Genomic DNA, 12,692 nt, shown 5'->3' on the forward strand with positions numbered 1-12,692 from the left:
TGAGCCCCAAGAGCGCTGAAGCGCAACTACGTACCAAGAAAGGTATGTTGTTGGGCTTGAGCCCCAAGAGCGCTTGCATCGCAACTACGTACCAAGAAATGCCCAATGCCCAATGACTATATGTCACCAATATATCCAATTTTATATTCATTCCGCCGTTGTCCCTATGCTATGCGCGCACGTTTAGCGCTGATGATTAGCAATCGCGCGTGTGAGTTGCGGGAAGTTGTTTTGCGAGACAAACCACAAGAAATGTTAGACGTATCTCCGAAAGGTACAGTACCGATATTGATTGATGTTGACGGGCGCGTACTCGATCAAAGTATCGATATCATGTTGTGGGCGTTGGAACAACACGATCCTGAAAAATGGTTGAGGCCAAAGGAAGGTTCTGTTGCAGAAATGCTGGAACTTATCTCTCAATTTGATTATGGGTTTAAATATCATCTTGACCGTTATAAATACCCTGAGCGTTATGCTGGTGTTGATGCTCAAGCACATCGCGATGAATGTGCTTTATATCTGGGGAAACTCAATGCTAAGTTAATCAAGAATAAATATTTGTTTGGTAATAATGTAGCATTGGCTGATATGGCGATCGCACCTTTTGTCCGTCAATTCGCCCATACCGATAAAATTTGGTTCGAGGAACAGCCTTGGATTCCCCTACAAGCTTGGTTGACAGCCTTCACCGACTCGGAAATTTACGCCAGTGTGATGCAGAAATACCCCAAATGGGAATCGGGGAATCCCACCGTTATTTTTGGGCGATCGTAATTATATTCAATCAACAGATAAGATTGCTTTCATTTGTTATCAATTCTTAAAATTATCTGCGTTTATCTGTGTTAATCTGCCGGATATCTGCGGTTTACCTATCCATCAAAAATTTATGCAATAAATCTCATATGTAATGTTATTCTATTCCCTCAGGCGTTAGTGTATTCTAACAGATATTGTCAGGCTAAAATTATGATTGATGTTGGTTCATTAGTTCGATCGCCCAAAAACGATATGGGAATCGGAAAAGTTGTCGAGGTATCCCACCCCGATGCCATAGTTGAATATTTTTGCTCAGTAAAAAACCGCATCCGCAAAACTGTACCCCTCAGTTTGCTACAAGAAGCCCGACTTCAGCGTCAAACCCGCTGCTACCTCTGGAGTACAAGTCAGGAAAGGTGGATAATTGGCCGAGTTTATGACTGGGATGAAGATAAACTAGAGTACGAAATTGACCTCCCCGACAGCCAAAGTTTGCAAGCTGTCGAAGCCGAGCTTTACGTTCGCTGCAATATCCCGATCGCCGATCCGATCGACATTTTAGCAGTTAAAGGCCAAGAAACTCCCTATTTTCACGATCGCCGTTTGGCTTTTGTCCAATCTGCGATCGAACAGCGCGCCGTCAGTCGCGGCATGACGGGCTTAATTTCTGCTAACATAGACCTGTACCCGCACCAAGTTGAAGTCGTGCGGCGCGTCCTAGAAGACCCAATCGTGCGCTATTTGTTGGCAGATGAAGCTGGACTGGGGAAAACAGTAGAAGCGGGAACAATTCTCCGCCAATTCTTGCTAGACGATGCTAACGGGCGCGCTGTGGTAATCGTTCCCAAATACCTGCTCGAACAGTGGCGGCAAGAGTTAGAAAATAAATTCTATTTGTCTCATTTTGCCGATCGAGTGCAGCTTGTTTCTTTGAGCGAAATCAATCAAATTAGCCGCAATGCTAACCTAGATTTTTTGATTGTTGATGAAGCGCAAGAACTCGCAGCCATGGCTAATTCGAGCGATCGCAATCAACAACAATCCTTTGAACTCTGCCAGAAACTAGCTCATAAAAGCAAAAATTTATTGTTATTATCTGCAACGCCAGTCATCGGCCGCGAGCAAGATTTTCTCACGATGCTGCACTTGCTAGACCCCACAACCTACCGTGTTGACGATTTACAAAGTTTCAAAGCACAGGTGCAGAACCGTCAAGAAATTGGTCGAACTTTACTCGATTTCCGAGAGACAACACAGCCTGCTGTTTTGCAAACAAAACTTGCTCAACTTCGCACTCTTTTTGCTAAAGATGATTATTTAATCGCATTGGCAAAGGAATTAGAAAAAAGCCTAAAAACCAAAGAAACCGAAGAAAAATCTCGCCTGATCCGAACTATTCGCACCCACGTTAGAGATACCTACCGCCTGCACCGCCGCATTCTCCGCAACCGCCGGGATGCGGTGGAAGATGTGATTTTCGATCGCGATACAGTACCTAAAGCCGAGTACGATCTGAATGACGAACAGTGGTCTGAAATTCAAACTGTACTCGATAAATGGCGCGCTGCTGCTCCCAAATCTAGCGAATATCAGAGAATTTTTCTGCTGTTTTTCCGCGCTTCCGGTACTTGGTTGAATGTTTTGGAACGGGTTATCAAAGCTCGCTTGCAGAAAAAATCTAGTCCAGAGCTCGATCGCGAATTTGGACAAAGCGACACCGCAATTTTGACCAGAACTGCGCTGTTTTCCGAAGAAAGGGAACTGCTGGAAACCTTGCTCAACACTGTGTCAAAGGTCGAGGAAGGGTTCGATCGACTGGGTTTGTTACGAATCGCTATTTTGCGATTTCTCGCAGTTGCATTGAAGGTTCCGCGCGAATATCACAGCAATCCTCGCGATTTGCTCTCCAGAATTCAACAGCAAATTAAACGGCCGATTCCGGGCGAACGTTTCCCGAAAATTGCGATCTTCACCAGTTTTACGACGACTTGTCAAGAGATTGCGGAAAATTTAGCTAAAATCTTTGGTAAAAAGGCGATCGCCAGCCATGACATGACCAAATCAGCGGATGATGTGGAGGCGAATCTCCATCGGTTTAAGACTGAACCGCATTGTTTTGTCTTGGTGTGCGATCGATCGGCAGAAACAGGCGTCAACCTACAATTTATAGATTGGTTAGTCCACTTCGATTTACCGTGGTTTCCCAACCAGCTAGAACAAAGACTCAGCAGAGTCGATCGCATTGGTAGCAAAATGGGAGTGCAATTTTGTTTGTTTGCAGGCCCGGATATGCCCGATAGCCCCCACGAAGCTTGGTTTCAAGTCTTAAAAAACGGGTTTGATATCTTCAACAAATCGATCGCCAGCCTTCAGTTTTATGCCGAAACCAAACTGATTACACTTGAAGAAAAGTTGTTTACTGAAGGAGCAAAAGGCCTATCAAGCGAACTTGAATCGATTAAAACTGAAATCGAACAAGAGAAAATCAAAATCGATGAACAATACGCCCTCGATGAAATTGATATTCTTGATGACAGCGCATCTCAGTATTTTGAATCCCTCGACAACTGCGACGCACGCCATAAAGAAATGCAGCGGGCGGCGGAAGGTTGGTTGTGTCAAGCCCTCCATTTCAAACAAGTCGAACATCCCAGTATCTCTGGTTTGGTGCGCTATCAACCTACTCAAAAAACCTTAATTCCCTCCAAGGATTTGACAACTCAATTAGTTCCCTATTGTCAGCAATACGGTAGTTACAATCGGCGTATTGCTCATCAAAATACCGATGTCGTTCTTTATCGAACTGGCGAGGGATTAATTGATGCACTGGGCGCCTATGTTCGCTGGGACGATCGGGGTCAAGCTTTTGCGATGTGGCGTCACGATGAAAGTTGGGATGCTGCGGAGGGGAAGGAATGGTTCGGCTTTCAGTTTAATTATTCAATTCAAACTGATGTGCAGCCTGCTGCTCAAGTTTTGCAAGCACAAAACATCGAAAATTACAATTTAAAAGCTTTGCAACGGCGCGCTGATGCTCTGTTTTTGCCAATTTTTGAAACTGTGTATGTAGATGCTCGCAGCGAACAAATGTCTCTGGTAGAAGATGCGGAAGTTTTGGCAATTTTGCAGCGGGGTTATAAAGGGAAAGGCGGCCCGAATCGGGATTACAATTTGTCTAAAAATCGCACGTCGCTGATTGACAATTTTGTAGATTCCCTGGATTGGGATGATTTTTGTCAGAAGGGGCGGGTGGTATCGGAGGAATTGCTGCGCGGGCGCGAGGCTTTTGTCGAAATGTGCAATAATTCTGCTACCAGTGCTGCAATTCAACTCAAAAATCGGGTAAATCAATTGCAATTACGTTTGAATCGACTTTCTAAATCGGAACAGCTTTTAGAATCAGTTTTGGCTGATGAAATTAGTACCGAAAGTTTGTTGAGTCAAGCGGTTTTAGCGGGAATTCGCCACCCGCACCTAACTCTTGAGTCGGTAGGATTTATTGTGATTTCTGGGCGTGCTCCTGTGAAATCGGAGGATGAGGGATAATTTGTTTTGGTGAAGTGCGTAGGCCGGGGCCCGGGCGTAGCCATCGCTCTTTTTGAGGGCGATTCCCTACCCTTCACCGAACCCTTGCGGGAAGATAGCTTCGCTTCACGCTCTTTTTTGAACCGATTCGGGAACACGGGCTTTTGGGTTCGTGCCACGATGGACGCTGATGGATGAAAAGGATTTCGGTATGTATGATTGTGAACTGCTTCGGATGTTGATCGATTACACTATGGTATGTTAAATTTTTATGGCAATAACTTAATTTTAGGGGTGTAAATATGGCTGATTTACCATCAAGAACTACTGAAATTATAAATCAATTAAAACAGCAGGCTTTAGATATTGTTAATGAAGCTTCTGCCTTGGAATTAACCATTTTTGAACTATTTGGAGAGACCGAGGCAACGATTGCGGCACTAGATGAAATGAAAAGTGCAGCCGATGATGCTGAATCTTCCTACTCTCAACTATCTACTATCCAGCTTCAAATTGCCCAAGCTCAACCTGTTGCCTCTGGTGATATGCTACAATTACTAGAACGAGCTATAGCACGAACCCAAGCAAGGATTCCGGCACTGGAGCGTAGTATTGAAGAAGTTAAGATGGAATACAACTTGCCATGAATAAACAACCGCGCATCCCCGATCCAGAAACATCTAAACGTTTGCTAGCTAACCTCCGCCGAACTCGTATGGAGGTTCAAGAAGTCAATTTAGAATTAGGAGAAATTAATACGCTACTGGCAGAACAGCTTCGCCTGCAAAGATTGAATCGAGTCAGGCGATCGCTCAATAGCTCTACAGCAGAATTGTAAATTTATTAGCCAAAGCCACAAAAAGTTTAAGAAACGCGAGCGATATTTTTTGAACCGATCTATCGCACAGGCTTTTGGGCCCGTGCCACGATGGATGCGGATGGATGAACGGGATCTGGCATTTACGGGCTAAACATCCTCAAAAATTGCTCCCCGCTGCTGTAAATTTAGCTTGACATCTTCCGCAAGTCCCGAGTTATTCCCAAACCTCGCTGACTTGACATTCGCACCGCTGAAATTAGCATTTGTTAGGTTAACTTCGAGCAGATTTGCGCGACTAAAATCGGCACCGCTGAGGTTTGCTAAAGCCAGACTGGCGCGGTACAAATCTGCACCGCTCAAATCTGCATTTCCGAGGAAAGCGCCACTCAAATCTGCACCGCCGAATTTAGCGTTTTGCAGGTTGGCGTCGCTGAAATCGGCATCGTTTAAGTTTGCACCCCGGAAATTTGCCGCCGGGAGATTTGCACTACTAAAATCCACTGCACTTAAACTCGTCCCGCGCAAGCTACCGCCCGCGAAATCCAGTGCGGGATTGAGATTGGCGATTGTTGCCAGTTCTACAAAATCATCGGTTTCAGCAGCTATAATGCGATCGACCATTTCCTGCAACTCGGCTTCGGCTGGCGCGATAATTTCCACCTCAGGCTGTTCCACCGCAGGCAAATTGTAAGACAATAGCGCCCAACTGAGAGCCGGTTGGAGCTTATTTGCTAAATATACAGTCAGGATTCTTTCTAAAACCGAATGTTGATTTGGCGTAATATCGTGCGGCCACAAACCCTCCGCATCTGTGAGATAAATATCTTCTTTCGCAACTTCAAAAGCCGCTGCAATCCGCAATGGTTTGGCGGGAAATTCTCCCAGTTTAACACTTTTTAGCAAACCTTTTAATATTTGTTTTCCCCGTTTTAATGAAAAAATCCAAGCGGGTTTTGTATCGTCGCCGATTGTGGAAACATGACAAAACGTGCAGTCAGTTTCCTGGATTTTTTCCGCCTTCTCGTTGTCTCGAACTTCCCGCTGACTTTCGGTTGACAAAATCTCTGTACTGCTGTCGATGGGCGACAGCTCAAAATCACCCACTAATTGACGCGATGCTACCGGAATTTCGCAGTTTTCCAGATTTAGTTTGAGCGTTCCGCCTTGCAGACCAAATTTAACGCGGCCGCCCAGCAGCGGTTCCCAATGCTCGTTAAAATTGAGGCTCAAGTGAATGTCAAGCTGCTGGGTTTGGGCTGCAACTGATGGCACTGGAATTGCTTCTAGTTGCATCCACAAGCAATCTGGGTATTTGTTGTGAGACTCTAGCGATCGCATATCGGTAGAAGTGCTGGCTCTGCCAGACTGTGATGGAGATTTTGACGAGTGCTTTATTTTATTTTATCACTATTGAGCCAAACTATTGATCGAATTTTTATCTGTGATAATTTATCGTTGGTTTGCGACACCTATAATGCACCTTAGCTTAATTGGTTGGTAGTATTTGGTTTTTTACCCAATTCCGAAATGCTTGAACTAATTCTAAATAATCCATTGTTTCCGCCTGTTGCAAAAAACCGACAATTTCTAAAATAGGTACAGTGGGAAATGCTAAACTGCGATCGCACGAAACGTATGCTCTATTTTCTAATCTATTGATAATCAGGCGTTCGCCGTTATAAATCCAAACTTCCGGCACGCCGACATCAGCATAAACTTGCAAGCTATTTTCCGAGTAACTCGTGAGATCGAGTTCCACTACTAAATCAGGTGGCGGACTTTCCTTCGTGTCAATTCTTTTTATTCCTTTAATTGCAGATAAATTCTGGATGTAAAAACATTCATTTGGTTCTGCACTGCTGAGTTCTGGACGCTTAAAAGTTGTGGAACCGACGGCTGCAATGTTCAGTCCGAATTCTTCAGCCAGGGTTTCCACAAATCTGCCGATTATTGTTTTGTAAAATTGGTGTTCTGGTGAAGGTTCCAGAATCTCTAGATTGCCACCATTGTATTTCAGCCGCAGCGGCCGGTCAATGTATTCGGCGAGCAAGGTTTCGTAGGTTTGCCAACTGATACCCGATAACTGGATATTTTGGCCTGGCGAGGTGAGATTTTCAGCGGGCATAGTGGTATTTTGCTGAGTAGTTCGTAGGCACAAGCCGGGGCTTAGCCATCGCACTTTTGGATTATACCATCAATTCGGGCGATCGCAGTAGCATCTTTACTAGACCTGAATTACAAAAATAATTCGGACGGGCTAGAAGCCCATCCCACAAGAAAAAAAATTGTGGGATGGGCTTCTAGCCCGTCCTGAAATTTGATTAACAGGACTTTTACAATCTTTTCTACTCACCCATCTGCGCCGGAAATACCGCAGACAAATCGAGAGACAACTCTGGGAAACCTGGAATTACCACAACCTCATTTGGCAAAACCACTTGTTTTACTCGATAATCGAAACCACCTCTTTGTTTCTGATAAGGTTCGCTGTGCATTTCCAATTGAATATCTACTAAATTAAATATCCAATAATCAGCAAATTTCAAAGTAGAATCAGAAACTTCAATCACCAACAAAATATCAGCACTTTCGGGGTGAGAAGATACATAATTGTCAGAGCGACTGCGTGCAATCACTACATCAGGTTCTGGTTCGGTATCATCTGACAAAATAATCGGTTCCTGTACGCGCACGCGAGCGCGTCTTGCCAGTAAAATGATTAACTCCTCAACTAAAAGAGTATTACAAACCGAATGAAACCTACCTTTTGCCGCCATTTTGATAATTTCTCCGCGAATCAATTCAAATCGGTTATCGGATTCAAAAAATCCCAGTTCTGCCAAACGGTCATATTCGGCGATCGAGAATCGTTTTGCTGTAGCGAAAGTCATAGCTTTTGTTATTCTATAATATGATTTTCGATTCAAGAATTGGCAATGAATAGAGTGCGGTAGCTCATAACAGTAATTGTCCGAAGAGTTTGTCGATGGCTGCGCCCCGGCTTGCGCCTACGCACTCCTCAGCTTCACTCACCCATCTGCGCCGGAAATACCGCAGATAAATCGAGAGACAACTCTGGGAAACCTGGAATTACCACAACCTCATTTGGCAAAACCACTCGTTTTACTCGATAATCGAAACCACCTCTTTGTTTCTGATAAGGTTCGCTGTGCATTTCCAATTGAATATCTACTAAATTAAATATCCAATAATCAGCAAAATCACCAACAAAATATCAGCACTTTCGGGGTGAGAAGATACATAATTGTCAGAGCGACTGCGAGCAATCACAACATCAGGCTCAGGTTCGCTATCAGTAGGCAAAATAATCGGTTCCTGACCGCGCACGCAAGCACGTCTTGCCATCAACACGTACAATTCTCCAAATAACATTGAGTTACAAACCGAGTGAAGCCTACCTTTAGCAGCCATTTTGATAATTTCTCCGCGAATCAATTCAAATCGGTTATCGAATTCAAAAAATCCCAGTTCTGCCAAACGGTGATATTCGGCGATCGAGAATCGTTTTGCAGTTACGGCAGTCATAGCTTTTATTCCCCTCTACAATTACCAACATTCCCATTTTACTCGAAAATCCCGCCCCGCGCCCTCAACTCAACTTTGACCCCTTCCGAAATCCCCAAACAACCAACAAACCTCGCATTCTCCACTACCACATTTTTTAAATCAGCGCGGCTTAAATCTGCACCGTTTAAATTTGCACCGCTCAAATCAACACCGCTCAAGTCAGCATTTTTGAAATCAGTGTTTGTCAAATTCGCATTAACTAAAATTGCATTCGGTAAATAAGCACTGCTCAAATTAGCCCCGGTTAAATTTGCACCGGTTAAATTTGCCCTCGGCAGCTTGGTTCGCAAATCTGCACCGCTTAAATTGGCACTGCTGAGTTCAGCATCCCGCAAATTAGCATTGCACAAAGTAGCATCAATTAAAATAGCAGAACTCAGCAAAGCACCGCTGAGATCTGCCAAGGTCAAATCTGCACCTTGGAGGTTGGTTTCGCGTAAATCTGCACCGTTCAAATCAGCGTAGTTCAAGTCAAAATTCCTTAAATCAGCTCCGGCAAAATCTTCGACGGGATTCAAACCAACTGTTTCTGCAAGTTGGACAAAATCATGATGTTTGTCGGTTAAAAACAGTTCCCGCACGATCGCCAATTGCTGCTGTCGGTACTCGTCGGCTTTCTCGTAATCGGCTAAATATTTGTAAGCCAGCTTCAAACTCTTGAGAGCACTGCGCTCAACGCGATCGTCCTGGTGGGCGCGCGCCATCGACAATTGCTGCTGATAACACTCGATCGCATCGGGCAAATTTCCATTAGCATCGCAAGCCAGGGCCAAATTGCCCAAAGCTTCCAACTCTCCGCGAAAGTCGCCAGTCTCTCGCGCGATCGCCAAACGCTGCTGCTGGTAATCAATAGCACCAGAAAAATCTTCAAGGGCACAGCAAGCATTGCCCAGATTTCCCAAAGCATTTGCCTCGCCCCGGCGATCGCCAATTTCCCGCGCTAACACCAAATGCTGCTGATAACAGTCGATCGCGCGATCGTAATTCAAGAGCGCCTCGTAAGCCACGCCCATATTACCCAACGCTGCACCCGATCGGCGCTTATCGTCCATTGAGCGATACAGCGTCAGGGCTTCCTGCCAAGAATCCAGCGCCGCCTCAAATTGGTGCGCCTGATATTGCAAAATCCCTTGCTTGATTAGCTCGCTAGCTTGTTCGCTCATGCTGTCAAAATCACTTAATAACTCAAGTTGATATTAATCGACTTCCAGCGGTAATTGCTAATGGGTAATTGCTAATGGGTAATTGCTAATGGGTAATTGCTAATGGGTAATCGGCAATCAGTATGGCCAACTCTCGCCATTGTCCCCTCTCCCATTCTCCCCATTCAGACAAAAAAAGGAGAGTCACCTCAGTAACTCTCCCGACCATCAGGGTGCATCTCTGTAACATGATATAACATATTGAGAATGAGGGGCGAAGCCCAGTTTGTCAGGCTTTGATGAAAAAGTATAGCTGGCGCAACGATTTAAACCTTGCGGGCTGAAGATTGGCAGTTGCTTCAGGTATCTTCCTTCGTGACAAGCGTCCTCGCGGTTCCACAATTCGGGATTCTTCCAAGCAGAAACCGCTCATCAGTATTTTCACGTCCGTGCCCCACAAAAAAAGACAAAAAAAAAGAGAGAGCTACGGAAGTAACTCTCCCTGCCATCAGGGTGCATCTACATAACAGACTATAACACATTAGGGATGAGGGGTGACACCATCTTATATAAAATTTTCATGAAGAAGTATAGCTAGCCCAAACGCCTCAAACCTTTACATATCAAGATTGCCAGCTTCTTATTGTCTATTTCTGACTGTCTTTAGCATTTTCCTGCTGCGATTATTCGGCATTTGTCCAGCCAGAATCTTGCGATCCGTATTTTTACGACCGTAGTCACAAAAAAAAGACAAAAAAAGAGAGAGCTACGAAAGTAACTCTCTTTGCCATCAGGGTGCATCTACATAACACAATATAACACGACAGGACTGAGGGGTGATACCCCCAAATGTGAAGATATTGTCAAGAAATGTATACTTAATTGTAAAGTTACCATGAAGCGGGAAGGACGGGCTCAGGAAAAACCGATTGCCCGCTACTCTATCCGCTACACGATACCACGATTGAAACCTTCCAGAAACCGCTCATCCGTATTTTCACGTCCGTGTCCCACAAAAAAAAGACAAAAAAAAGAGAGAGCTACGGAAGTAACTCTCCTTGCCATCAGGGTGCATCTACATAACAGAATATAACACAACAGGCATGAGGGGTGATACCCCTAAATGTGAAGATATTGTCAAGAAATGTATACTTAATTGTAAAGTTACCATGAAGCGGGAAGGACGGGCTCAGGAAAAACCGATCGCCCGCCACTCTATCCGCTACACGACTCCTTTAACGACTGCTTAGGCTGGGCTGTTAAGCTTGGCTGCCAGCAACTCATTGGTCAATTTGGGATCTGCCCGGCCGCCTGTTTCTTTCATCACCTTGCCGACGAAAAAGCCCAGCAGCTTAGTTTTGCCAGCCCGGTACTGTTCGAGCTCCTTGGGATTGGCGGCCAACACTGCATCGATCGCGCGATCGATCGCCCCTGTATCAGAAATTTGAATCAAACCCTTGCTTTCAACCAACTTCTGAGGCGAACCGCCGTTTGCTAGTAACTCCGGCAAAATATCCTTAGCGATTTTGCCGCTGATCGTGCCAGCATCAATTAGCCCCAGCAGTTCGGCCAAATCCTGCGGTTGGAAAGGAATTTGTGCGATCGCCAGTTTCTCATTTTTCAGATAAGCAGTGATATCGCCCATCACCCAATTCGCAGCGCCTTTAGCCACAGCACCGGCGGCGATCGACTTTTCAAAATACTCAGCCACCGCTTTGTCGTCAGTCAAAACCCGCGCGTCGTAGGGAGAAAGACCTAGTTGAGTTTCGTAGCGGTATCGTTTTTCTGCTGGCAATTCCGGCAGTTGAGCTTTCCAATCGTGCAGTTGATCTGCCGAAACTTCGATCGGAGGCAAATCCGGTTCCGGGAAATAGCGGTAATCGCTCGCACCTTCCTTAATCCGCATACTGAAAGTACACTGCTTGTTTTCATCCCAAAGCCGCGTTTCTTGGATGATGGTTTCGCCATTTTCGATCGCTTGAATTTGCCGCTCGATCTCGTAATCGATCGCCCGTTCGATCGCATTAAAAGAGTTCATATTTTTAATTTCCACCTTCGTGCCGAACTCTTTTCTGCCAACGGGGCGCACCGAAATATTCACGTCGCAGCGCAGGGAACCTTCCTGCATATTCCCGTCGCCGACACCGATATAACGCACGATCCGGCGCAATTCTTGACCGTACTCGGCAGCTTCCGCGCCCGTTCGCAAATCCGGTTCCGAAACAATTTCGATTAAAGGCACGCCGGCGCGGTTGTAATCTACCATTGAATAAGTAGAACCGCTGAGGCGATCGCTACCGCCGTGAACCAATTTCCCTGCATCTTCCTCCATGTGCAAGCGAGTGATTCCGATTTTTTTTCTAGTAGAATTGCCTGTCTCGTCCACCAGTTCAATTTCTATTGAACCGTTAGTAGCGATCGGCAAATCGAACTGAGAAATTTGATAATTTTTTGGCAAATCGGGATAGAAATATTGCTTGCGGTCAAACTTACTATAAGGTGCAATTTGACAGTTGAGAGCTAGCCCTGCCTTCACTGCATACTCCAGCACTTTTTGATTTAATACTGGCAACACTCCAGGCATCCCCATACAAATTGGGTCAATGTTAGTATTTGGAGCATTACCAAATTCTGTAGAAGAGCTGGAGAAAATTTTAGTATTCGTACTCAATTGACAGTGAGTTTCGAGACCGATAACAGCTTCGTACTGAGTTTTAACTGATGTAGCAGCAGTCATAAGAGACCTATAAAGACTGAATAACTTTAAGATTAGACCTCTTACAAAAATAGTTAGGACGGGCTAGAAGCCCATCCCACAAAAATCTTTTTTCTTGTGGGATGGGCTTCTAGCCCGT

Annotated in this window: 11 protein-coding genes; 4 read left to right on the top strand and 7 right to left on the bottom strand. The window is 45.1% G+C overall.

Annotation, left to right across the window (positions count from 1 at the left end):
• The first annotated feature begins 105 nt into the window (after positions 1-105).
• The 4 genes from JGK07_RS17425 to JGK07_RS17440 all read left to right on the top strand — a co-directional run bounded on the left by JGK07_RS17425 (position 106) and on the right by JGK07_RS17440 (position 5,125).
• Positions 106-777, top strand: a complete 672-nt coding sequence (locus JGK07_RS17425; protein ID WP_293190925.1) for a glutathione S-transferase — start codon at positions 106-108, stop codon at positions 775-777.
• 195 nt (positions 778-972) lie between these two features.
• Positions 973-4,308 (top strand): protein DpdE, encoded by a 3,336-nt coding sequence (dpdE, locus tag JGK07_RS17430; RefSeq protein WP_293225573.1) that lies wholly within the window; start codon positions 973-975, stop codon positions 4,306-4,308.
• Positions 4,309-4,589: 281 nt separating this feature from the next.
• Complete coding sequence (locus JGK07_RS17435) at positions 4,590-4,934, top strand: hypothetical protein (protein ID WP_293179874.1); 345 nt, start codon at positions 4,590-4,592, stop codon at positions 4,932-4,934.
• Positions 4,931-5,125 carry a hypothetical protein gene (locus tag JGK07_RS17440; protein WP_293179877.1) on the top strand — a complete coding sequence of 65 codons (195 nt, stop codon included), beginning with the start codon at positions 4,931-4,933 and terminating at the stop codon, positions 5,123-5,125. The genes JGK07_RS17435 and JGK07_RS17440 overlap by 4 nt, the downstream gene beginning before the upstream one ends.
• Positions 5,126-5,254: 129 nt before the next feature.
• Here JGK07_RS17440 and JGK07_RS17445 read toward each other — a convergent pair whose 3' ends face one another.
• The 7 genes from JGK07_RS17445 to gatB form a co-directional block, all read right to left on the bottom strand.
• A complete protein-coding gene (locus JGK07_RS17445) occupies positions 5,255-6,445 on the bottom strand; it encodes a pentapeptide repeat-containing protein (RefSeq protein ID WP_293179880.1) in 1,191 nt (396 codons plus the stop codon).
• Between the two features lie 148 nt (positions 6,446-6,593).
• Complete coding sequence (locus tag JGK07_RS17450) at positions 6,594-7,232, bottom strand: Uma2 family endonuclease (RefSeq protein WP_293179883.1); 639 nt, start codon at positions 7,230-7,232, stop codon at positions 6,594-6,596.
• A gap of 220 nt (positions 7,233-7,452) precedes the next feature.
• A complete protein-coding gene (locus tag JGK07_RS17455; RefSeq protein ID WP_293290974.1) occupies positions 7,453-7,998 on the bottom strand; it encodes a Uma2 family endonuclease in 546 nt (181 codons plus the stop codon).
• Between the two features lie 134 nt (positions 7,999-8,132).
• The gene (locus tag JGK07_RS33220; RefSeq protein WP_366516964.1) at positions 8,133-8,282 is read right to left on the bottom strand and encodes a hypothetical protein; all 150 of its coding nucleotides are present in this window, start codon (positions 8,280-8,282) and stop codon (positions 8,133-8,135) included.
• Positions 8,283-8,299: 17 nt separating this feature from the next.
• The gene (locus JGK07_RS17460) at positions 8,300-8,653 is read right to left on the bottom strand and encodes a Uma2 family endonuclease (protein WP_366934305.1); all 354 of its coding nucleotides are present in this window, start codon (positions 8,651-8,653) and stop codon (positions 8,300-8,302) included.
• 38 nt (positions 8,654-8,691) lie between these two features.
• Entirely contained in the window at positions 8,692-9,858 is a 1,167-nt protein-coding gene (locus JGK07_RS17465; protein ID WP_293211846.1) for a pentapeptide repeat-containing protein, read from the bottom strand.
• 1,225 nt (positions 9,859-11,083) lie between these two features.
• Positions 11,084-12,574 carry an Asp-tRNA(Asn)/Glu-tRNA(Gln) amidotransferase subunit GatB gene (gene gatB, locus JGK07_RS17470; RefSeq protein WP_293190915.1) on the bottom strand — a complete coding sequence of 497 codons (1,491 nt, stop codon included), beginning with the start codon at positions 12,572-12,574 and terminating at the stop codon, positions 11,084-11,086.
• Between the last annotated feature and the right edge of the window lie 118 nt (positions 12,575-12,692).

Source organism: Microcoleus sp. PH2017_24_DOB_U_A (assembly GCF_020738205.1).
In the GTDB taxonomy this organism is placed as follows: domain Bacteria; phylum Cyanobacteriota; class Cyanobacteriia; order Cyanobacteriales; family Microcoleaceae; genus Microcoleus.

Coding starts and splice junctions, on each gene's coding strand:
- JGK07_RS17425 (WP_293190925.1), top strand. CDS start 106: ATGCCCAATGACTATATGTCACCAATATATCCAATTTTATATTCATTC.
- dpdE (WP_293225573.1), top strand. CDS start 973: ATGATTGATGTTGGTTCATTAGTTCGATCGCCCAAAAACGATATGGGA.
- JGK07_RS17435 (WP_293179874.1), top strand. CDS start 4,590: ATGGCTGATTTACCATCAAGAACTACTGAAATTATAAATCAATTAAAA.
- JGK07_RS17440 (WP_293179877.1), top strand. CDS start 4,931: ATGAATAAACAACCGCGCATCCCCGATCCAGAAACATCTAAACGTTTG.
- JGK07_RS17445 (WP_293179880.1), bottom strand. CDS start 6,445: ATGCGATCGCTAGAGTCTCACAACAAATACCCAGATTGCTTGTGGATG.
- JGK07_RS17450 (WP_293179883.1), bottom strand. CDS start 7,232: ATGCCCGCTGAAAATCTCACCTCGCCAGGCCAAAATATCCAGTTATCG.
- JGK07_RS17455 (WP_293290974.1), bottom strand. CDS start 7,998: ATGACTTTCGCTACAGCAAAACGATTCTCGATCGCCGAATATGACCGT.
- JGK07_RS33220 (WP_366516964.1), bottom strand. CDS start 8,282: ATGCACAGCGAACCTTATCAGAAACAAAGAGGTGGTTTCGATTATCGA.
- JGK07_RS17460 (WP_366934305.1), bottom strand. CDS start 8,653: ATGACTGCCGTAACTGCAAAACGATTCTCGATCGCCGAATATCACCGT.
- JGK07_RS17465 (WP_293211846.1), bottom strand. CDS start 9,858: ATGAGCGAACAAGCTAGCGAGCTAATCAAGCAAGGGATTTTGCAATAT.
- gatB (WP_293190915.1), bottom strand. CDS start 12,574: ATGACTGCTGCTACATCAGTTAAAACTCAGTACGAAGCTGTTATCGGT.